The organism is Chroococcidiopsis sp. (genome assembly GCF_051657925.1).
GTDB lineage: Bacteria > Cyanobacteriota > Cyanobacteriia > Cyanobacteriales > Chroococcidiopsidaceae > Chroococcidiopsis.
Genome location: NZ_JBOFLP010000263.1, coordinates 17515 through 37863, shown reverse-complemented (window position 1 = coordinate 37863; position 20349 = coordinate 17515). Strand labels below are relative to the sequence as shown.

Here is a 20349-nt window from a genome sequence, read left to right as displayed (position 1 = left end):
CCGTTAGGCTTGAATTGCGTTAGCCAATGCATCCCGATTTCTGCTAGCAAGTTGGAAGATTCGCTGTTTGTGTTCATCCGGGATTACATTATCTTCAGCAATTAATCTAAATAAAGCATTCAAAACAATCTTTGCTTCAATCTCAGCGGCACGTTTAATTCTAACTTTGACTGGAGCGTTAAAACCTAGTAAATTAACTCTTAAAAGTTCGATCTTCAACGCCCGATCGATCGCGTTCAAATCGCCCGCTTGAATTTTAGGATGAATCACTTCCAACCAACTATCTAACCGTTGTAACTCAATTTCAAGCTGTTTTGCTAAATCAGGATCGTCTGGCGTAATCGCCGTTTTTGCGATGTACGAATCGTAATCCTTTCTAACTTGAGAAGCGCTATATGAATCAAGCATAAACTCACGGTTAATCACCGCTTGAATATGATTGAATCCGTAGCCAACTACTCTTAATTCGCCTACACGGTTTTCAATGCGTTCTCTAATATTTTTATAAAAAGCTTTATCGTGCATACTCTAAAGTAACTTTAGGTTTTTATCAGTTTAGCGTAATAAAAGCGACATTTTCAAGACACAAAAAAGACACCCGTGAAATACGAGTGCCTGCTAACTTACGCTTGGTTTACTTTTGACTGTCTTAAGCTTACTCTTGTTTGTCTTTTTGATTCAACCTTTCAGCTTTCTTTTTCTCTCGTGCTTTAACTGACAACTTCCAACAGTGGGCACACGTTAATGTTCTTTGATTCATCGCTAATCGACACCCTGAGCCGCAATACTGACATTTAGGATAGTTGTTACCTCGTCCGCTTAACATAGCTTTAATTGCTCCTCTAATTGTTCTACAACTGGTTTGCCTTCCGTTAAACACTTCAGCTCTTGATACAAACGTCTCAGTTTTTCAGTGTATGTTTGAATGCAGTATGGACCTGATTGAACATATTCGCCTTTTTGTCCTGTGTAAAAACTTACGGTTTGTCCTTTCTCTCCGAACCCTAAACCCGTTAACATTTTATCGGATTTCGGAATCTTGCGAGTAGTCATTAAATCAGCGATCGGATATTTCCCAAGTAACAGCATTGCCAACGTTTTCGAATAATATTCTTCAGCACTACCCGGATCGTTTGCATAAAGGCTGATAAACTTTTGCTGAAACTCCTTTTCTAACTTCGTTCGATCGCGCTTCACAAATCGACCTTTAGCTTTTACTTTCCACTTACCCGGAATTACATTTCCTTGTTTGTCTTTTGATTCAGGAGTCCAAAGATACTTAATGTAATTCTTACGAATTCCTTCGTAATCAGGAAAGCCTAAACCAAACTTATCAGAAATTTCCTTCAGACGATCGAAAGTAATCTTTTCATCTGCAAACTGAGCAACGTAATCTGCGATCTCCGGGTTTTCCTGGTACTCTTCCTTGACTAACAAATTCTTAAGAACAAAATTTCGACCGTGAACCGATCCAAACTTTGTCTTACGATCGTAGTCTTTTGGTACTGATGTAGGAGGAACAAAAAACAAGCGATTCAGCGAATCTAAATCGATCTTTGCTCCTTCGGGAATCGCTTTAATCAACTGCTCACCGATCGCAACCGCGCTTAACATTTCTAACGTAGCATCAGAAGGAAGTTTTCCTAAAGTTACTTTAGAAATCGGATACTTCAAATGAACATCAGTTAAGTTCGTTCGGATCATGACTGAATCTGTATCAGTCAAGATTAATTCTGCCCCCATATCTTGAATAAATTTGATGCTCCATCTAATTCGCGCCCTTGCAAATGCTGTAATCATTGCAGCAGCAATCACATCACCGAAGGGAATCTTAGCACCGCATCCTCCATATGCGCCGTTTTGCACTGCCTTCACAGTTGTGACAAATTCTTCTTCAGCTTTTGTAGCATTTTCTTTATACTTGAGCTGCATTCGATAATCTACAGCATGTTCAAGCATTGAAAGCATCAAAAACTTAAAGTCAAGAATCGAACAAATTCCGTATTGTTTCATACAAGACGGATACTGACCGCTCCAGTCAAATCCCACAACATCGCGATATAATCCCGCTTCTGCGATCGTAATCGCGCCCTGGAACCCTGCTCTAATCGGATCAGGCAACGATGCTACATAAGCGGCTGTGTATCCACGCTCTAACGACTTTTGCCACTTTGTACCAACACCCACAGTAGCAAGCGCTTGGATTGGAAAATCAGGGAAATAGGATTGTTCATTGATAATTTCAGGAACAAATCGATCGGCTAAAAGGTGTGTGTCTTCCAAGTCATAAAACAAATATACTTTTAACGTCTCCCAATCGCCCCTAGCGTAACAATCTTCGATTCCTTCGATACCAAGATCTAAACGCGATTCTTCTCTTAATCCAAGTTCAACAGGTAAATTCTTAAGAGATAAACTATCAGGAAGTTTTCGCATCACGCTATCCCATTTGATAGCACACATGAGCGTATCTAAATGATGAACCTTTTTCCCTGATGCTAGTTTCGTATGAACCGCTCGAAACTTTTCATTATATTTTCTACCAGCAATTGCAGCAGCAGCAAACCGGGATTCTTCGCGATCGTACCCAATCCACATCGGGCACTTGATCCCTAAAACTTTGCATCGCTCTACAATGAACGGGAAATCGAACCACATTGAATTATGACCGATCAACAAATCAGGCTGCTTACGCTCCATTATCTCAAAGAACTTACGGAGCATCCAAGCTTCTGACTCATCTTGGATCATTACATTTTGACCACGCTCATTGCGAATTCCGATCGCTTTGATTCGATTGTGTCTAGCTTGCTCTCGTATGTCTTTGATTGAATGATTAATCCTTAACGTCTCAACGTCAACGATTATAAATGTAAGATCGGGATACTTTTTATATTTGGCAGTCGGTTCCCATTTTGGAATTACCTTCGATGTTCGGCTAAAGATATTAAGCTTCGTTTCAGGAGGTGCAACGACAAATTTTTTACCATCTTCGGTTTCACGAATCCAAAAAAACTTCCTAGCAATATCACAATGAATCGATCCATCTGGAATCAAATCATAGTTAACTTTACTAGGATCAAAATCAGGATCTTTGACTAATTCAGCAGGATTAAGCATTTGCATTGTGAGTAATCCCTAAAGTAACTTTAGTGAGTCTTTTATGTCACTCCTGACATGTCCGATCGATCGCTTATGTGGGATCGATCGGACTTCTGAACAACTAAAGGTGATTACCACTCATTTAATACTTCATGACAATTCGCCCACGCGCCCATCTCCCAATTACCTTTGCCTGAAACTTCTAAACAAAATTGACCCACACTTTTTGAAACGTTTAAGTTTTTTTCATTACACAAAGTTATCATTTCTTGATAATCTTGCAAGTCATTAAGTTGATAAACTCGTGTAACATTCAATTCTTCAACAGAAATCAATTCAGCTTTGAGCGGTTCGTATTCTTCTGTGCCTTCTAATCTCGTTCTAGGAACAAAGTCTAAAATAGCTGTCTCTGCACTAATCGCCGTTCTTCGGTATTTATACAATACGCCTGACTCATCTTGGTACATTAACTTGTAAACTCCCATGTCCTATCTCCTTTTTGTTTGACTCCTAAACTATAACGCAACCGTTCAAACATGTCAACTATAAATTAGGAAAACGATCGATCGCCTTTTGGCATTGGCTCTCAGTCCGATATGCTAACTCACAATTCCCATTCGTTAAAAATGTTCCCCGCAATTTACATTTTAATTTCCAGTAATCGCCATCCAACACACAATAATATCGACTCGCGAAAACTTCCTTACCCGTCAAGCTTTTCGATCGTTTCATAAAAGTTAGCAATTCCTAAACGCTTTTGTCGTCTTTTCAGCTTTTCTTCTGTGTGTCTTCTGAACGCATTGATAAAGAACTTAAAGAAATCCTCATTGACAATAAAATAGTCGTCAGTCGTTACAACCTGCGAACGTTCCGGGAACATTACCGATCCCGCTGAATCAACAGAAGGCGAATAGTACGAATCTAAAGTTACTTTAACGCACTGAAGAAACATCCCACGATCGAACATTCCACGAAACATAAACCCGTCACCAACCTCTAAATCATCAAACGTCATAATCACCTCTTAAAAGAAAAGGGAATCCGAAGATTCCCTAAGATGTCACTAGAAAGCTAAAGTTACTTTAGAACGGAATTTGACTTAAATCAGCAGATTTTGCTGCTTGGTCGGGCGATTCGTCTGATACGACTTCCGCTTTCTTCCGCTTAGCAGGTTGAACGTCGGGCACTGCAGCTAGCGCAGGTTTAGCCGATCGTGATGGCAAAGTTGCTGGTGCGTCTTCTCCGACTAGTGGAAGTAAATTGCGGCTCATTAACGGTAACCGTGACGGAACCTTAGATGCAATATGCTTAGGAGTCCAGTCTAATCGAGCTTCACCGTCACTGACAGCCGCACATTGGAAGTGGCAATACAGAACATCAGACGCACTGACAGATCCTTGAGAGAACAACGAATAAGGATGTGTCGATTGTGAAAAACTGATCGATGAAACCTGAGAGATTTCGACCAACTTAGGATCGTCTTTCGTTGTGTCTTGCACAATCAAATCGGGATGCGAACAAGCCAGAATTGCAAAAGACACCGAACTAATCGTTTTGCCGCTGTATTCAGTCTCGCGCAGCTTACCGTTGCCAAGTTTGAACAGTACGCCCTCCTTTGGAAAAGACCCACTCTTAAACGTAGTAAAGAACATCTTCGTAGCGTTCGCATAAACACTACTAAAACTGTTCAAATACTGCCCGAATTCACCGTTATCGAATGCAGATTCTACAGCGTCTAAAGAGCTATCCTTGACCATCCGGAATGAGATGAAGAATGTGTCTCCACCCTTGATCTTGAGTTTGATCGATGCGCGTTCTCCGTTCTCAGTTTGAACACGATTAAATTCAAGTTTATTCCCTTGGATCATGTAGTCCGATCCGTCATGTTGAAGTGGGATGTAAGTCGCTGAATAATCTGTGCCAAACGTATCACCCACTTTCAGATGAGGCGAACCCTCAAACATCCCGATCGACGGGAACCCGACATACTTTAGCGCTCCGTCTTCAGACGAATATTGAATCTTGCCGCAGTTGTCAAACGTAACACCTAAGACCTTCGAAAGTGCGTCAAACGGTTGTGCAATATGAACGGGTAGCATCGCTTGAATCGCCATCGCTGAGAACGATTGATGATCGTCTTCTACGATCGGTAACTCCCAATCATACACCACATCGTTCGAAATGAAATTACGTCGAAGATCTTCCAAAAAATATAAAGCCATTTGCAATTCCTGTGAAAAACTTTGTTTGTTTCGTAACTGAATCTAATGTAACATCACGATTCAGAACTGTCAAGCGTCAATCTAAAGTATTTTGAGGGCTTATCGTGCGTCTTTCTAAAGTAACTTTAAGACTTGATCAGGTGAACCCAAAGTATACCGTCTTTCAATGCCGTTGCGGTAAAGCTAGCGTGAGACATCCAATACCGACCAAGCGCGGGATCTCCTCCGTAGTTTTTGTTATATCCGTCTCGATACCATTCTCCAAACGGATCAGCGTGATGCCACGCCACAGGTTTACCATCCTCTAATCTTATTCCGTCAACACAAACAATATGCCCAAAAGGTTCTACGTAAAGACCGTGGGTAATCACAGGAAACCCTGCAACCAAATGAGGAATCAATTTCCCGTAAAGCGCCTTACCAACTTGATCCCAACCTTCGATCATAATCAACTCATCAGATAAACCAAAACGATCGGCTAATAGCGCGATCGTTGCGGGGTCATGGCGCGATAATCCTTCATCATCGCAAGTTGCTAATAGTGCGTCTTCTAGTTGATCGTATCCGTAATTAGGCGTAACCTTCTTCTTAAAATACTGTAAGCACATCGCTAGTGAAGTCATATTACAACTTCCCCCAGGATAAAGTGCGTTATCTAATTGATGGCGCAGTGGGAACCCTTTAATCAAATGCTCAGAGTATTTTACTTCTTTTAACATATTTCTAAAGTAACTTTAGGACATCGATCGCAACTTCAAGCGGACGCACCTCAACGTACTTCTCCCCGTCCCACAGAAAAAACTCTCTATCTACACGTAAAAGCTTAGGGAAAGTTCCCATTTCAGGGACAAAAACGCGATATTTAATATTTTCAAAAACGTCGTATAAATCAGCTTTAAAACACTGCATAAAATTAAATTAAAAAACAGGAGAAACACAGGACTTATGTAGCAAAAAATTAGACCTTGACTTTATTCGTAATCACCGTTATTGCCATCATCAGGAAAATCATCATCACCTTCAAATTGATTTTTATGATGATTCTGAACTCTTGGATTAATAAACGTAGAAGACATCTGCTCTCTCCTTTGTAAGAATTCTAAAATACGATCGACTTGCACACACGAAAAGGTTCGGAACCCATTCGACTTATGCTTATTGTATGTCCCTCTAGTGATGCCTAGAACTTGTGTTAGCTGGTCATCAGAGACACCTAAACGCACCCGCAAAGGATTGATCCCAGATACAGCAATTTCAAGCTGTTGGCGCAGAATCAATCCAGTCGGGTGCTGTTGCACTTTTTCGATCGTTTCTTCTTCCAATTTCGGTAGGGTTGCTGATGACATTTTGATTACTCGTCATAATTACCTAACTCAATTTAACATGCCGCACCGTAAATAAATAGTATATTATTCAAAAACATACATAGGTTTTTTGAGGAAATACATCTATAAAATAGTTAAATCTGTCTTAATATATACCTCTTTAGAGAGATGTGTATTAAAAAAGACCCAAAGTTACTTTAGTTCGATTGATGTCACTAGTGTTCATTTGACACATTCGAACTATTGTGATACGTTAATACTGTCACATAAAAATCCCCGCAGATGTTACTAGCAACTGCGGGGATATACAAACAAGTAATCAAAGAAATCAAAATGTCACTAGAACCAAAAGCATTCGAAGAAACGATCGATGTAGATTCCAGTACCGATACTCTAACAAATTCTTCAGAGAATGTCAATAGCGAAGAAACTAAAGTTACTTTAGGTCTTTTAGTTCATTCGAGATTTATTAACAAACCTGCGAAAGAAAGTGCAGGGCATAAGCTCACAGAATGGAATGTAACATCGTCTCACGTTAAATCGATCGCACGGCAATTAAAGCAAGGTAAGGCGATCATTCCTGCGTATGTTGATGGTGAGTCTTTCGGAATCCTTAAGCGTGACTATCAAAAAGATGAAGACGGTAAAGATTGGACAGTTGGCAACGATCAGATTGTTGGTTCGGATTTAATCGCGATCGATTACGATCATGTGGCTATTGATGCGTTACCAGACAAACGTTTTTGTGACTGGAGTTTTTACGCTTACGCAACGCCTAGCGCAGTCCAAACCGATCAAGGTTGGGATCGTCACAGATGGCTCATCAAGCTTCCTGAAGTAATGGATCTCAATCGTTTGCGCGGATTCAGATTAGCGTTTCTAGAACGTTACGCTAGCGAATCCGATCAATCAGTTGCCAGCCCTCACCAAATGATTTACGGGTGCAACGATTCCACTAAATTTATTAAGGAAGATTTTTCGTGTGTCTTGCCTTGGGATATTTTTGCAGAATGTTTAGAAGCGTCTGCGGACTTCGACACAGAGTCCGAACGCAACACAAAAACAGGCAGAATTCGCAAGCGCGAAAAAGACTCACCGCTTACAAAATGCGATCATCATTTACTCGAAAAATTAGGAAGTCTCTCAGCAATTTTAGAGAAACTTTTCCCTGACGTTAATTTCAAGCGCAAACGATCAAGAGATGTTCATGAGCAATACGATTGTGTGTCTTTCCTGAATGATGAGGCAACCAATCCAACTGGCTTCACCGTTTTTCATTCTGCCCTAGACGATGAAGGAATCTACGCCAACCATCGCCAGTGGGGTTACTCGATCAGTCTTTACGAACTTTGGACACGCTATAAAATCAAACGTGAAACAAACGTCGATTCAGTCGATCCCTCTGACTTAGATGTGTCTTTCGAAATATCAGGATCGCGTTTTACTGAAATGTTCAAAGATATTTCTACAGCGTGTGAAGTGGAGGAATTCACGTTTGAAAAATCTAAAACAAAAACGTCTAAAGTTACTTTAGATGGTGAGAATTACGACCTTTCAAAGTTTATGAGATTTCATAGACAAAAAGGTGGAATGTGTTGCTATTACTGGGATTTTGATGTAAAGATTTGGAACTTTACACAAACGGCTAGTGATGCAATTGCAGGGTGTGTTGTGAGATGGTTAGAACTAACACACCAAGACATTAAAACTGTAACGAAAAAAACCGAAGAAACTGATCCAAACGATAAACGCAAGAAGTTAACTGAAACTACTGAACATCGATTATCAAGACCTGAAATAACAGAAAAAGCAAGAATTATTTTCAGCTCTGCCTCTGTCGATCCAAATCATTCAACTCATGAGGAAATATTAGAAGACACAAACATTATAGGTTTTGCCGATTGTAATTTCAATTTAGAAACGAAAGAACGATTCGAACCTTGCCCTGATCATTTTGTGTTTGAGCGTAAACCGTGGAAGTTTGATGATTACGATTGCGAGGGTGTCATCGAAGAATATCGATCGTATTTCCGCAATTGGAGCAAAAGCGAAGGATACGCAGAAATGTTAGAAATATTTCTGTTTGGGCAGATGCTTAAATTAGGCGTACAAATGCCTGGAATCCTCTTCTTAACAGGTAAAAAGCGCACAGGCAAGGGAACGTATTGCGAAGCGCTTAAAGCCTTCTCAAATCACCTTACAATTCCGTTCGATCGTCTCCAGAAAGAATCAGGGTTTGTCTTTGAACAAGTCACTGTCCAAACGACTACAATATTTTTTGACGAACTCGCATCAATGAGAAGTCAATTTTTCTCAGCTACATTCAAAAATTTAACAGGAGGTTCCCAAGATAAAATTACGATCGATAAAAAAGGAGAAAAGAAATACGATATCAATCGTAATTTTATGTTTCTGGCATCTTACGAAACACTCCCGGCAATGCCAACACGCACAGGTGATGGACTAGGCGATCGTATCATGTTCATGAATATCGATGTAGATAAACAAGAATTCGATCGCGATTTCAAAGCAATTGCGATAAAACTATTTGGCAGAAAAAGAGGGCAAACGGGGATCGATAATCTTAGACGTTTATTCAAATGGTGTGTCTTGTATTCGGACGTTGCAACACTTATTCAACGTTACGAAGAATTAAACGCTTCTGAACTCTTCACACAAAATAGAAATGAAGCCGTAATGGATGAAAACGTTGTTTGTGAATTTATTGAAACGATGTTTGTGCATCCTGATAATTCAGACAATCCAAATAAACCGATCGATAATTTCACTTCACATGATTTCTTCTATCAAGAGTGGCAATCGTTCATGAGAGCAAGGGGAGAGAAATACCATTTAGACAAAGCGTTAGGAGAAGCTAAAAAAGTAGTCCGCGAAATGCTTTCGCAACGTTACCCACATCTTTCAAAACCACTAGAAGAAGCGCATAAACTAAAGGTTTCCAAAGATGGTAAACCACTCCCTAAAAAAGAACACGGTAAAGCTAAAAAAGGAATTTGGGGAATGCAACTCAGAAGAATAGAAGACGTTGCGAAAGACGAAAACGAATTCTAAAGTAACTTTAATTTAACCAAAAGGATGCACTAGTTTATTCAGTGTGTCCTTTCTTTTTGGCGAACAAATAGCATTAAAATATTGGGGTTGACAGATGAAACGTTTTGTGCATTTGTTCAAACTAACAAACTTTTATCGTGTGTCTTGTTGGCAGAAGGGCTGTAACCGTTACTAAAAGGGTAACTTAGAGCCAAAAGTAACTAAAGGTAACTTTGAGGTAACCCTTGCTGTGTAAGGCTTTGAGTACTGTTAGTTACCTAGTTACCTAATATATATATATATATAAGAATATAAGAACTATATATATAATCCGTAGATAAGAACAGACTCTATAGCGTACTACAAAGACCCACTAAACTACGAGTAAAATATATGCAAAACAATATACCCGTTTCTGGGTAGGGGGAGTGAGCGAGGTAACGCTAAAAAAAGGTAACCGGGAAGGGGTAACCCCTTACTAGGCTTATGTTTCACTGCGTTACCCCTACCGTTACCCCAAGGTAACCCGTTTTTGAAACGTATGCTAGGTAAGGCTTTCAAAACTCCGGTTACCTCGATTTCAAACTTTTGGAAGACACGTTCGCATTCTACGAACATTCGTCTATGTTCTTAATTAAATGCAAATTATGTAATACAATAAAAATTGCTTGTAACATAGACAAAACTGCATAGTAGATTATCTGAAGACCGATCGGGTTTTGCCAGTCACAAAGACCCACCACAGACAAACATCGTCACAGATGCCTCTAGAATCGCTTGTAACGCGCCTTAAACTTTCGCAGGTAAACTAGGCTAGATATTTGCTGTAGGTCATTTTCAAAGCGTTCATAGCATTTTCAGCTAAATTCGTCAACGCGCTATAGCATGAGTTGTGTCAATTGTCAAACAATTCGTTTGAAGTAACTTTAGAATCTGCTGTTGACAAGACCCACTAATTGAGGCATTATATTAATAACCACAAAAAACAGATTCTTTCGAGTAGAATCACCAAATTAAATATTTTAAGTTTGCCAAAGATCAGTAGATCTGAGGCGAAAAACTCCTAAGAAGTGTTTTTTGTGGTTATTAAACGGTCTTCTTAGGAGTTTTTTCAATGTCTGTAATTACGCATGTTTGGAATAATCAAGAAATTTCGTTTGCTGGCGAAGGATTAACTTTAAGCGGGCGTGAAATACCACAAGGTTTTGTAAATGCTACAGCAATGTGTAAGGCTAATGGGCGCGAATGGTTCACTTTTGCAAGATCTGATAGGTTTACCAATTTTCTTAAAGTTTTCACTACGTCACCGCAATATTGCGGTGAGGTACCATTGATTTTAATCACCGACGGATTGAACGAAAATCGCGGGACGTGGGTGCATCGAAGAATTGCGATCAACCTTGCTCAATGGATCTCACCAGAATTTGATTTCTGGGTGTCAGGCAAGATCGAGGAACTTCTTGCCACAGGACAAACGACAATAACCGATGAAGATGTGCAATCAGAGGTTATTCCTATTGAGTTGCCAGTAACCGAAGAATTAGCGGCTATGCGCCTTCTGTTAGAGGCTAAGAAGCGTAAAGAGTGGAGAATGGTGAATCGTCTTGAGCAGTTGCTTAGTATGCCAATCACACAAGAGTACGTCAATGAAACCGCTGTGCGTTCAAATTGTTTCAATCAATTGTCACAAGCTGAATTAAACGGATGTTCAGCGGTTTTGAAAACTTTTGAGCTAACGTTTGATCCAGCCGATTATGTAATTACCGTAGACGTTCTTAAAATCTTCAGTTTTCACGGTTGTCAATCTCCAATTGTTAGCGCTAAATATTTTCATCGTGTTTTTCAAAGTTTTTTGAAATTGCAATCACTTGAAGATTACGATCGTTATATGAGTGTTAAACGACACCAAACAAACGCTAACGGTAAATCTAAGCAAGCGTATATTAGTAACAAACAAGAAAAAGTGCCTGTAATTTGGGGATTGCGATACAGATCCTAAAGTAACTTTACTCACCACAAAGACCCACCAAAATCGATCGCGTCTCTCAAGATTCGATCGGTTTTTCTATTGACACCTTTGAACAGTTACGCTAAATTAAAGAAGTCAACACGAGAGACCCACCAAACATCATGTATACGTTTTCTTTTTTCTCTGTTATCGATTTACATTATGCAGCTAACTTTCTAGGTTTGTCTGCTGCAAGTGATATGAACACGGCAGACTGTTTATTGTTTGTCGAAGGTGATATGTATCGCGATAGCCTTTCGCGAGAACTCGATCGAAAGCGGATTCAGTATGGTGTGTCTTTTTCCCAAGATGAGCAGCAAAGTTTGTTTAGCTCTTTAGAAGTAATTCCAAAGACTACGAATGCGGTTCACATTCTCCCTGAAAGTCTTGATGTCGTTTTTAAAGCGTTGATTGATACCTTTATTACTGAGCGATGTAAGCTAACCGGAAGTGTTGACAGTACCATCGATTACACACGATTAGTTGTTCATTTACGGAGTTATTTGGCATCTCTTTTTTCTGAAGTGCCTTACAACGGAAGTCAGTTAATGGAAATGTTTTTCGAACTTTACATTAACCGATTGAAAAAAGAGAATCGAGGATTAGCGATAGACATTTTAGTTGAATCTGCAAAAACAAGCGATTATTTTTATGGTGTTGAGTTGAAATAACGCTTAACATCTGCCTAAAGTAACTTTAGAAAAACCGATCGCGTCTCTCAAAATTCGATCGGTTTTTCTATTGACATCTTCGAACAATCGCGTTATATTAAAGAAGTCAATCAATTAAAGGTAAATGTAATGTATTCACAAATCATCATCAAGAATAACGGTCTTCTTTCTGGAAATTACACTAAAACTGAAGACTTCGTAGAGTTTGCGGCACAACAACACCCACCATTGTTAGAAACGTTTCTTAATGATGATAATATCCAAGAAATGACCGTTGTTTCTACAAGTGTAGGTTTTGTTACAACTTACACCAAAGTTTACGCTGAACGTTAAAGTTACTTTAGAAAAACCGATCGCGTCTGCCAAAAGTCGATCGGTTTTTCTATTGACAACTTTGAACGATCGCGTTATATTAGAGAAGTCAACACGAGAGACCCACCAAATGAAAAATCTACCAGTACTTCATCAAAAGTTGTACAAACTAATCATAGAGTTTGATTCACTTGTTACAGAAGACGATCGCTTACGTCGTTCGTTAGACGGTGATGCAATCAAAGTTTACGAAGCGATACAAGCGTGTTTGATAGCCATTCGAGAAAACGAAAAGAGACAATCAAAATGAAATTTGTAGTAAATTATTGCTCAAAATCTTACTATGAGGCAACGAACGAAGATCACAAGAACAGAAACTTTGATACGTTTTCTGAAGCGATCGCATTTGCATTTGCTCAAACTCATGAGGATTGGTTGCCTTCTATTCAACTTGTGAATGAGTCCAAAGTTGTTCTAACGTTAAAGTATTCGTGTCAGAATTGGATTGCTGCAATTTAAAGATTTAGCAAGTAAAGTAACTTTAGAAAAGCCGATCGCGTCTGCCAAAAGTCGATCGGTTTTTCTATTGACAGTTTTGAACACTCGCGTTATATTAAAGGAGTCAAGCAATCGGAGCTAAACCAGATGTCACTCACAACCGCTCAATCTCTCGCATTCGAAACACTCAAAGCAGAGTATGCAACTGGTGACGAGTTTTCTACTACGTTTGATCCTACAAGCGGTCATCAGGTTTCTAAAGCGACAATGCGGGCGTTAGAATTGAAAGGTTTGCTGAAGTTGATTCGAGTTGATACGATCCCCTATACCGTTCGTGGTCAGTACGGCAAGGGCATCAGACATACAAAATATTCTGTAGAAGCTGTTTATACATTTGCGTAGACTTAGCCTCTGGATTGAACGCAACATTTAATAAACTTTAGGAGATTTAATTATGCCAGAAATAAAGCCGTATCGCTGGGTTTGCATCGCTCAAATTTTTACAAGCGACGGAAGACTAACCTCACGAATGGTTGTGACGGAAGAAGAATTTTATATAAACGCGATCCAATTAGCCGTTTCGCTTCTCATGAAAGACTTTCCTTTAGGATCAAAAAGACCCACAAATCAGGTACAGTTTGCTGGAATAATTCAATCCAGCGACGGAGAAACGATCGCAAAATCTCATTCTGAAATGATACGATATTTAGCTAATGCTATTAATGTGAAGGAATATTAAGATTATGGCAGTAAGAAAACAAACGTGTTATGAAGCTTATCAGCGTGGATTACGATCGCTCTCTGACGATTGGGAGTCACAGGGAAGGTTACACCACTTAGATTGTGATTGCCCAAGCTGTAAAGCATCAAATCAGTGGTATTCGGTGAATGTTTGGCAAAAGATACGATCGTAGTTTCAGTTTGTCTTAGATTTGTCTTAGACCGGATAATCTTGCGAATCGTGGTATAATCTCACTGAGTCTCACGCAAAACATAGATTAAGCCCTGGGTGAATTGCCAAACACGCAATTCACCCATTTTTGTATTCGTTTACTAGCCAGCATTTCAGCGATCGATTTCAAATACTGGACTAATTCTGGACTGTCTCATCACAAGACACACTATAAGTCTCGTATAAGACACTTAAGACTCTCTCACCTTAAATAATCTACGGTTGACAAATACACACAAACTTGCTAAATTAAAAGATAACGGATTAAAATTTCAAGTCTAAAGTAACTTTAGGAATTAAGAAAAATGCAGACGATCGATCGGGCAAAAAGTTTTTACGAGTTGTTGGAAGGTGGATACAGCGTTAAAGATATTGCTGATTCACAATCGCTTTCGCGTCAAACGGTATATCAAATTTTAAGGCGTAAGTATACTTCTGAGCAAATCAACTCTGTGATTGCTGGCTACAAACATCGCCAAGAATTAGGGATTCTTTCGCAGGTTGATCCTGAAAAAACCCTTTCTCAGAATGCCCGTGATTTAGGGTTAGCTAAGAGTTCTTTATATGAGCTTTTAGGGCGGCATAATGCCTTGCTAGAAACAAAGACCAACAATCTAACATTAGTGCGAAAGAAGGAGGAATTAGAATCGAAGTCGTTTAATTGTTGGACAATTCTTGAAGTATTAGGTTATCGAGGATCGGACGGTTCGATCAGTCCTAATGCCCGATCGGGTGTATTGGTCGGGAATGCGCTTTGCGGGAAGTGTGGGGAAGTGAAACAGGTTTCGTTAGCGAATGTCGTCAGCGGTAAATCCCGGATGTGTCAAACCTGCGGATTTAAGCATCGAAAAAAGAAGTCTAAACGCTTGACAATCTCAAACGACTGAGATATCTTAAAGATAACAAACAAGTTATCTAAGGTTTTCGAGATGTCACATGTAACTTCTTTTCATTCGATCGCGTGTGGTGATGTATTTCGATTTGTTGGCTCTGACGTTCAGAACAAAAAGTTAATGGGATATAATTACATTGATTTGGAATCTCAGCGGCAGTATAAGTTAAATCGTGGTGAGTCTCCAAAAGTCGAAGTCATTTCGATTGTCAACACTCCGATCCCGGAAGACGCACCTTTAAGTATTGCCAAACGATCGAAAACAATTGACGGACGATCGATCGATTAATTCCTTTTAAGTTTGACTTGACATTTGCCTCCAATTGCACTAGCGGTTGGGGGTTTTCTTTTGAAATTCTAAAGTAACTTTAGTTCGTAAGGTCGAACAAAATTAACTGTAATTTGTATTGACATTCTTGAACAGTGTTGATATATTAGAAATGTGAACGAAAGAGGTTCACCGCTTCCCCGGCGTAAAGGGCGGATACCGGATCACCCGTTGCCGGAATATAAAACAAGGGTTTTCGGTTACGTCGTTCGTTGTTCGTTGTTCACTTTATCCATTTTGTACTAGTTTTTAAGGAGTTTTAATCATGGCTTCATTCAAGTTTTTCCTTGCTGAGTTGGCTTTTGTTGCTGCTGAAGATTTCATCCAGGAATCTGCGGAAGAGTGGGGCGATATCTGGGAAAGATTCGATGCCATTTCGGAGCGGGTTGACGCTTATTAAGTGGGTCTTTCGGGGATCGTTACTTGATCCCCGACGATTTATAAAGTAACTTTAGTTCTTAAGGTCGAACGTAATTCTCAAAATTAATACTTGACACTCCTGAACGTTCTTGTTATATTAAAGGAGTCAAGCAATCTTATTCACTCACTCAGGAGTTCACTGTCATGTCCCACTTAACCGCTTCTCAAATCGCTCTCGCTCCTCAGTTCGCTGGAATTCTCAACGAATCGGTTGAATGGACGATCGAGAACGTGGTCGATAACGGCTTCTCCGGTTTCTTAGCAGAGACCGACGAATACGATTTTACTCTAGAGGAACTAGAGGCAATTGTAACTAAGGCTGACGCTGATTCAGCCGATACTCAGGCTTTCATCGATTCGATCGTTCTCTAGACGTGCTAGCGGGTTGGCTGTAGGATCGGTTCGATTCCGATCCCCGCTTTTCTCCTTAATGGAGACAAACAAACAAGTAATTTCAGGAGTTTTCATCATGGTTTACGCTTCTTTTTTCTTCGCTCTAACCGCTAAAGTTCGTTATTTTGCGCCTCGCGTCGCTGGTTTTTGGTTGTGGTTTGTTGTGGTTTTTGGATTGGTTGCGATCGGTTTAGGATTACGGGCGTTTGAATCCGGCAAGGTATTCCGGGATCAGTTTGAATCTGGCTACAATTCCTTAAACGGGGAATTCTGCCCACTGACTTGTGGGATCGCTTGCGAGATCGAATGTGTTTCGATCCCGGAACAGACCCACGAATTAGAAACGAACGAAGAAATCTACGGGGAACAAACCAACTTCGAACCGATTGAAGGAGATCTTTATCTTGTGGAATTCTGCGATTTGGGCGAATGGTGGATCGGTTCTAACAAGCGTCCTTACAAATCTCTGCGGCACTTAAAAGCCGCATACGCGAACGCTACCAAGATGCATAGACAGGAACTAGCAGTAGTTTAGAAACCACTGGTCAAAGTCAATGACTAAAGTTACTTTAGTCATTGACACTCTAGAACAAATTGGATATATTAAAGAAGTCAAGCAAACACTCACAGGTAACGATTATGGCAAGCTTCAAAACTTTAACAACCCGTCGATCCTCTAATGCTGTTGACGTTAATGACACGATTGTACTTTCAAACAATCGTGAAAAGCGCGAAAATAAAGAGCAATTAAAAGCGCAAATTCTAAAAGCTGGCGAAGTGATCCAAGAATTGCGGGGATATTATGATCCCGAATCTGGGAAGATTGCCATCATTAGCGGTCGGGGGCGTAGAGAGTGCGTTTTAGAATTGATTGCGGAAGGACACACAATTAATCCTAAACTACCGATCAAGTGCTACGCTACACCTATTACGCCTGAAGACTACGCTAAATTATTAGTGTTAGAAGTTACTGACAATGACGGTGAACCGATGAAGCCGTTTGAAATTGGTAAAATTGCCAAAGAATTAATTGACAAACACGGTTACACTCAAGATCAAGCTGCATTAGAATTAGGTCGTACTGCTGCAAGAATCGGTCAGTTAATTTCGATTTATTCTCAACCCGAATCTATACAGAAGTCCGTTGAAAACGATGAAATTTCTATTACACTTGCTGCTGAAATTGTCCAAAAACACGGGGATCATGCTGCTGAAATGATTGAAACTGCGATCGTAGAGGCTAAACAATCCGGCAAAAAGAAAGCTACTGAGAAGCACGTTAAAGCGGTGAAAGAGCGTTCTGAATCGGCTAAAACGATCGCAACCGATACCGCTCCGAAGCCTCCATCCAAAGCTAAGATCCTTGAAGATCTTTGTAAGCAGTTGCTAGAATCAGTTGACTATTCTACAGAAGACGAATCAGAAAAAACGATCGCCGTTTCGATCGAACTGCTTAACGAAATCTCAGCACTTCTGAACTAAAGTTACTTTAGAATTCATCGCTTGACAAGACGCACTAATCATGCGTCTTTTCTTTTGAATTAAAGTTACTTTAGTGCTTGACATAACTGAACGCCCACGCTATATTATAGAAGTCACAAGAAATTTAAGGTAAGTCAGATGAGCGGATTTTCTAATATTTCTTTTTCGCCCGTTGAATACGTCCCTTGTGTTGAGGCGTTGAATCGATTTAAGTATTTGTCAGAGTTTCCACGTAAGGTATACATTCGTGAGTCTGTTGTCTTGTCTCAAACGGAACTACAAGAGTATGAAATGGCTCTCACCGTTCCCGAAGATGCGAATAATTTTTACATTCGAATCTTTGATCCTTTGAAAATCTATCGTTTTGAGGGACAGGAATATTTATTAAATGGCAATTCGCGAATTTATACAATTGCCGATTTGAAGGCAAAAGATCGCGATGATTTAATCTACGCTCCGATCCCGGTTGTCTATGTCGAATCGGATCAACCGCTGACAGATGAGCAGATCATTAGAATTCAATCTGATTCAAATGACACAACTCGCAAGCATCGAGCGATCGACAAAATTCGAATGATTCAAACTTTCATTCAGCGATCGATCGATGCTGGCATTCCTGAGAAAGACGCACGAAAAACAGCATCAAAATATTACGGTGTGTCTTCTCAAATGTTATCTGTTGCTAAATCGTTTGCCAAGATTGATGATTCGGTAGTTTTAGAACTACTTGACAATGAGCAAATTACTACTGATGCAATGACGCTGGTGTTGCAAGCGGCAAAAGAACACAATTTGACATTGTTTTATATCCTTTCGCAGATTGCAAGCGGGACACCGATCGAAGATATGTATTTTAAATCTTCGATGGTCAAAAGATGGCGCGAACGTTACGAAGCTGGATTGCAATCTAGACTAGCTGAAGTTCGAAAAGAGTCAGAGCCGAAAAACGATGGTGTGATTCGCTTGACCGAAAAGATTGAATCCTCACCAGAGACAAACGAGCCGACAGCAATCGATCCTGTGAAGGTTGCTGCTGCTAGCGCTTCTGTCCAGTCTGATCTTACATCGATCGAATTCTCACCCGAACGAGTGAGAGTACTTGGATCGATTCTAGCGACGCTTGGAACTGCGATCGATGCTGAAGAATCGAAAAGCTTGTTTACTGAGTTACACGCGCTTGTGACTCGCTATAGCGCTTCTAAATCGATCCCCGATGAAATGGTCATCAAACTTTCTGAAACGCTCTCACGAATGCAGTAAATCAATCAATCATATTTTTTCAAGAGATTCTAAAGTAACTTTAGAATCTTTTTTATTTTGATGCTTGACACCTTTGAACAATCAGGTTATATTAAAGAAGTCAAGAGCAAACACAGGAGTTTTTCAAATGTATTCACAATTTTTTTATCCTATTTCACACGAAGACGCACTTAAATTAGAATTTGGTAGTTTGTGGTATACGCTTTTAGAATTAGACGGTGTTTTATATAAAGGTGGTGCTTCATCAACAAATATTAACTATGATTTTCCGATTGAACATGGATGTGTTGTATTATTTCATTCTGATGAATTCAAAATTCCTTCATTTATGCCTAAAAAATCAGAAAAATATAATACGTACATTACCACTTCTGATTTCCTAACAAAACAAAAGTTTATTATTAAACGTCACACTTGACACTTTTGAACAATCAGGTTATATTAAAGAAGTCAAGAGCAAACACAGGAGACACACATGAACGATTGGAATCGCCAAACGGGAATCGCTATCGAATCGGGTGCAAGTGTTCAATCGATTTTAGATGCCGCTAATCTAAATTGGGAAGTTGAGGTTAGTCCTGAGCGTTACGGACATTTTGGGGAGTATACTTCTCCTGATTCGTTTGTGGCATTCCGTTCTGACAATGGCATGAAACTATCGAATTACGGCGCAAGTCGAAAGCCGTTACAGAATCGGGAAGTGATCGGGATGTTTTCTGATTTTCTTAACAAAGCGGGGTTAGAAATTGATACAGTTGGAACATTCGCGAACGGTCGGGAACTTTGGGCATCTGTCGATCTTCCGACTCAATACGATATTGATGTTCGCAAAGTTGGTGATATCACGAAGGCAAAATTGATGCTGATTGAAAGCCACGCTTTGAATAAAGGTTTGCAAATTATGGTTTACTACGATCGTTTGGCTTGTACAAACGGTATGACTCAAAAGCTTTCAACGCAGGCGGGTGTTATTGCTCACACTGGCAAGATTTCCTCTCAAACGGTTTCAGCGGTTCTAGAAAACGCTTTGAAATCTGTGAAGCTGAAAGGTTCGCTTTATGAGCAGTTCGCTCAAAAAACAATGTCAGTTGAGGAAGCAACATTGCAATTGATTTCAGCGTTTGGTGATGTCGATAAACCTTTAGACGATCAACCGTCTGAAGTGGTTAAAACTGCGCTTCGATTGTTCCAAGGTGATGCAAAAGGAGGCGATACTCTAGCGGCATACAACACCGCTTATGGTTTGCTTCAATCTGTCACTGAGTACTTTAATCACCACACTCGTTCTCAAACTCTTGAGAATCGTTTTGCGTCAGTTGTGAGCGGTGATTATGCTAAGTCTATGGCAAAGTTTGAAAAACAGTTAGTTCGCGCTTATCTGTAGTCTGTCTGGTGTGTCTTTCTCCGATCAAGAAAGACACACCTAAAGTAAC

At 39.9% G+C, this 20349-nt stretch carries 24 protein-coding genes; 16 read left to right on the top strand and 8 right to left on the bottom strand.

Features of this window, described 5'->3' with window-relative positions; translation table 11 throughout:
* Nucleotides 1-3: 3 nt before the first annotated feature.
* The 8 genes from ACRC32_RS21810 to ACRC32_RS21775 all read right to left on the bottom strand — a co-directional run bounded on the left by ACRC32_RS21810 (nucleotide 4) and on the right by ACRC32_RS21775 (nucleotide 6670).
* Nucleotides 4-525 carry a hypothetical protein gene (locus ACRC32_RS21810; RefSeq protein WP_438555937.1) on the bottom strand — a complete coding sequence of 174 codons (522 nt, stop codon included), beginning with the start codon at nucleotides 523-525 and terminating at the stop codon, nucleotides 4-6.
* 294 nt (nucleotides 526-819) lie between these two features.
* A complete protein-coding gene (locus ACRC32_RS21805; protein WP_438555936.1) occupies nucleotides 820-3126 on the bottom strand; it encodes a 3'-5' exonuclease in 2307 nt (768 codons plus the stop codon).
* A 107-nt stretch (nucleotides 3127-3233) separates the two neighbouring features.
* Nucleotides 3234-3587 (bottom strand): hypothetical protein, encoded by a 354-nt coding sequence (locus ACRC32_RS21800; protein ID WP_438555935.1) that lies wholly within the window; start codon nucleotides 3585-3587, stop codon nucleotides 3234-3236.
* A gap of 218 nt (nucleotides 3588-3805) precedes the next feature.
* Nucleotides 3806-4117, bottom strand: coding sequence for a hypothetical protein (locus ACRC32_RS21795; protein ID WP_438555934.1), 312 nt, complete (start codon nucleotides 4115-4117; stop codon nucleotides 3806-3808).
* A gap of 67 nt (nucleotides 4118-4184) precedes the next feature.
* Nucleotides 4185-5324, bottom strand: a complete 1140-nt coding sequence (locus ACRC32_RS21790) for a hypothetical protein (RefSeq protein ID WP_438555933.1) — start codon at nucleotides 5322-5324, stop codon at nucleotides 4185-4187.
* A 125-nt stretch (nucleotides 5325-5449) separates the two neighbouring features.
* Complete coding sequence (locus tag ACRC32_RS21785) at nucleotides 5450-6043, bottom strand: C39 family peptidase (protein ID WP_438555932.1); 594 nt, start codon at nucleotides 6041-6043, stop codon at nucleotides 5450-5452.
* Between the two features lie 4 nt (nucleotides 6044-6047).
* Nucleotides 6048-6233 (bottom strand): hypothetical protein, encoded by a 186-nt coding sequence (locus tag ACRC32_RS21780; RefSeq protein ID WP_438555931.1) that lies wholly within the window; start codon nucleotides 6231-6233, stop codon nucleotides 6048-6050.
* Nucleotides 6234-6295: 62 nt separating this feature from the next.
* On the bottom strand, nucleotides 6296-6670 hold the full coding sequence (locus ACRC32_RS21775) for a hypothetical protein (protein WP_438555930.1): 375 nt from the start codon (nucleotides 6668-6670) through the stop codon (nucleotides 6296-6298).
* Nucleotides 6671-6931: 261 nt separating this feature from the next.
* Between ACRC32_RS21775 and ACRC32_RS21770 the strand changes: the two genes are divergently transcribed.
* From ACRC32_RS21770 to ACRC32_RS21695, 16 genes are all read left to right on the top strand, one after another.
* On the top strand, nucleotides 6932-9721 hold the full coding sequence (locus ACRC32_RS21770) for a DUF5906 domain-containing protein (RefSeq protein WP_438555929.1): 2790 nt from the start codon (nucleotides 6932-6934) through the stop codon (nucleotides 9719-9721).
* Between the two features lie 1093 nt (nucleotides 9722-10814).
* Complete coding sequence (locus ACRC32_RS21765) at nucleotides 10815-11699, top strand: KilA-N domain-containing protein (RefSeq protein ID WP_438555928.1); 885 nt, start codon at nucleotides 10815-10817, stop codon at nucleotides 11697-11699.
* Nucleotides 11700-11830: 131 nt separating this feature from the next.
* The gene (locus ACRC32_RS21760; RefSeq protein WP_438555927.1) at nucleotides 11831-12379 is read left to right on the top strand and encodes a hypothetical protein; all 549 of its coding nucleotides are present in this window, start codon (nucleotides 11831-11833) and stop codon (nucleotides 12377-12379) included.
* 129 nt (nucleotides 12380-12508) lie between these two features.
* Nucleotides 12509-12712 (top strand): hypothetical protein, encoded by a 204-nt coding sequence (locus tag ACRC32_RS21755; protein ID WP_438555926.1) that lies wholly within the window; start codon nucleotides 12509-12511, stop codon nucleotides 12710-12712.
* Nucleotides 12713-13336: 624 nt separating this feature from the next.
* Nucleotides 13337-13591, top strand: coding sequence for a hypothetical protein (locus ACRC32_RS21750; RefSeq protein ID WP_438555925.1), 255 nt, complete (start codon nucleotides 13337-13339; stop codon nucleotides 13589-13591).
* A 52-nt stretch (nucleotides 13592-13643) separates the two neighbouring features.
* Nucleotides 13644-13928, top strand: a complete 285-nt coding sequence (locus tag ACRC32_RS21745) for a hypothetical protein (protein ID WP_438555924.1) — start codon at nucleotides 13644-13646, stop codon at nucleotides 13926-13928.
* 518 nt (nucleotides 13929-14446) lie between these two features.
* Nucleotides 14447-15028 (top strand): helix-turn-helix domain-containing protein, encoded by a 582-nt coding sequence (locus ACRC32_RS21740; RefSeq protein WP_438555923.1) that lies wholly within the window; start codon nucleotides 14447-14449, stop codon nucleotides 15026-15028.
* A gap of 42 nt (nucleotides 15029-15070) precedes the next feature.
* Nucleotides 15071-15322, top strand: a complete 252-nt coding sequence (locus tag ACRC32_RS21735; RefSeq protein ID WP_438555922.1) for a hypothetical protein — start codon at nucleotides 15071-15073, stop codon at nucleotides 15320-15322.
* A 304-nt stretch (nucleotides 15323-15626) separates the two neighbouring features.
* Nucleotides 15627-15761, top strand: a complete 135-nt coding sequence (locus tag ACRC32_RS21730) for a hypothetical protein (protein WP_438555921.1) — start codon at nucleotides 15627-15629, stop codon at nucleotides 15759-15761.
* Nucleotides 15762-15925: 164 nt separating this feature from the next.
* Complete coding sequence (locus ACRC32_RS21725; RefSeq protein WP_438555920.1) at nucleotides 15926-16153, top strand: hypothetical protein; 228 nt, start codon at nucleotides 15926-15928, stop codon at nucleotides 16151-16153.
* A 97-nt stretch (nucleotides 16154-16250) separates the two neighbouring features.
* A complete protein-coding gene (locus ACRC32_RS21720; protein ID WP_438555919.1) occupies nucleotides 16251-16709 on the top strand; it encodes a hypothetical protein in 459 nt (152 codons plus the stop codon).
* A gap of 19 nt (nucleotides 16710-16728) precedes the next feature.
* Entirely contained in the window at nucleotides 16729-16854 is a 126-nt protein-coding gene (locus ACRC32_RS21715) for a hypothetical protein (RefSeq protein WP_438555918.1), read from the top strand.
* On the top strand, nucleotides 16814-17656 hold the full coding sequence (locus ACRC32_RS21710) for a ParB/RepB/Spo0J family partition protein (protein ID WP_438555917.1): 843 nt from the start codon (nucleotides 16814-16816) through the stop codon (nucleotides 17654-17656). The genes ACRC32_RS21715 and ACRC32_RS21710 overlap by 41 nt, the downstream gene beginning before the upstream one ends.
* A gap of 138 nt (nucleotides 17657-17794) precedes the next feature.
* Complete coding sequence (locus tag ACRC32_RS21705) at nucleotides 17795-18916, top strand: hypothetical protein (protein WP_438555916.1); 1122 nt, start codon at nucleotides 17795-17797, stop codon at nucleotides 18914-18916.
* 127 nt (nucleotides 18917-19043) lie between these two features.
* Complete coding sequence (locus ACRC32_RS21700; RefSeq protein WP_438555915.1) at nucleotides 19044-19334, top strand: hypothetical protein; 291 nt, start codon at nucleotides 19044-19046, stop codon at nucleotides 19332-19334.
* A 57-nt stretch (nucleotides 19335-19391) separates the two neighbouring features.
* Nucleotides 19392-20300: a DUF932 domain-containing protein gene (locus ACRC32_RS21695; RefSeq protein ID WP_438555914.1), complete on the top strand. Its 909-nt coding sequence runs from the start codon at nucleotides 19392-19394 to the stop codon at nucleotides 20298-20300.
* Nucleotides 20301-20349: the final 49 nt, after the last annotated feature.

Coding starts and splice junctions, on each gene's coding strand:
- ACRC32_RS21810 (WP_438555937.1), bottom strand. CDS start 525: ATGCACGATAAAGCTTTTTATAAAAATATTAGAGAACGCATTGAAAAC.
- ACRC32_RS21805 (WP_438555936.1), bottom strand. CDS start 3,126: ATGCAAATGCTTAATCCTGCTGAATTAGTCAAAGATCCTGATTTTGAT.
- ACRC32_RS21800 (WP_438555935.1), bottom strand. CDS start 3,587: ATGGGAGTTTACAAGTTAATGTACCAAGATGAGTCAGGCGTATTGTAT.
- ACRC32_RS21795 (WP_438555934.1), bottom strand. CDS start 4,117: ATGACGTTTGATGATTTAGAGGTTGGTGACGGGTTTATGTTTCGTGGA.
- ACRC32_RS21790 (WP_438555933.1), bottom strand. CDS start 5,324: ATGGCTTTATATTTTTTGGAAGATCTTCGACGTAATTTCATTTCGAAC.
- ACRC32_RS21785 (WP_438555932.1), bottom strand. CDS start 6,043: ATGTTAAAAGAAGTAAAATACTCTGAGCATTTGATTAAAGGGTTCCCA.
- ACRC32_RS21780 (WP_438555931.1), bottom strand. CDS start 6,233: ATGCAGTGTTTTAAAGCTGATTTATACGACGTTTTTGAAAATATTAAA.
- ACRC32_RS21775 (WP_438555930.1), bottom strand. CDS start 6,670: ATGTCATCAGCAACCCTACCGAAATTGGAAGAAGAAACGATCGAAAAA.
- ACRC32_RS21770 (WP_438555929.1), top strand. CDS start 6,932: ATGTTACTAGCAACTGCGGGGATATACAAACAAGTAATCAAAGAAATC.
- ACRC32_RS21765 (WP_438555928.1), top strand. CDS start 10,815: ATGTCTGTAATTACGCATGTTTGGAATAATCAAGAAATTTCGTTTGCT.
- ACRC32_RS21760 (WP_438555927.1), top strand. CDS start 11,831: ATGTATACGTTTTCTTTTTTCTCTGTTATCGATTTACATTATGCAGCT.
- ACRC32_RS21755 (WP_438555926.1), top strand. CDS start 12,509: ATGTATTCACAAATCATCATCAAGAATAACGGTCTTCTTTCTGGAAAT.
- ACRC32_RS21750 (WP_438555925.1), top strand. CDS start 13,337: ATGTCACTCACAACCGCTCAATCTCTCGCATTCGAAACACTCAAAGCA.
- ACRC32_RS21745 (WP_438555924.1), top strand. CDS start 13,644: ATGCCAGAAATAAAGCCGTATCGCTGGGTTTGCATCGCTCAAATTTTT.
- ACRC32_RS21740 (WP_438555923.1), top strand. CDS start 14,447: ATGCAGACGATCGATCGGGCAAAAAGTTTTTACGAGTTGTTGGAAGGT.
- ACRC32_RS21735 (WP_438555922.1), top strand. CDS start 15,071: ATGTCACATGTAACTTCTTTTCATTCGATCGCGTGTGGTGATGTATTT.
- ACRC32_RS21730 (WP_438555921.1), top strand. CDS start 15,627: ATGGCTTCATTCAAGTTTTTCCTTGCTGAGTTGGCTTTTGTTGCTGCT.
- ACRC32_RS21725 (WP_438555920.1), top strand. CDS start 15,926: ATGTCCCACTTAACCGCTTCTCAAATCGCTCTCGCTCCTCAGTTCGCT.
- ACRC32_RS21720 (WP_438555919.1), top strand. CDS start 16,251: ATGGTTTACGCTTCTTTTTTCTTCGCTCTAACCGCTAAAGTTCGTTAT.
- ACRC32_RS21715 (WP_438555918.1), top strand. CDS start 16,729: ATGACTAAAGTTACTTTAGTCATTGACACTCTAGAACAAATTGGATAT.
- ACRC32_RS21710 (WP_438555917.1), top strand. CDS start 16,814: ATGGCAAGCTTCAAAACTTTAACAACCCGTCGATCCTCTAATGCTGTT.
- ACRC32_RS21705 (WP_438555916.1), top strand. CDS start 17,795: ATGAGCGGATTTTCTAATATTTCTTTTTCGCCCGTTGAATACGTCCCT.
- ACRC32_RS21700 (WP_438555915.1), top strand. CDS start 19,044: ATGTATTCACAATTTTTTTATCCTATTTCACACGAAGACGCACTTAAA.
- ACRC32_RS21695 (WP_438555914.1), top strand. CDS start 19,392: ATGAACGATTGGAATCGCCAAACGGGAATCGCTATCGAATCGGGTGCA.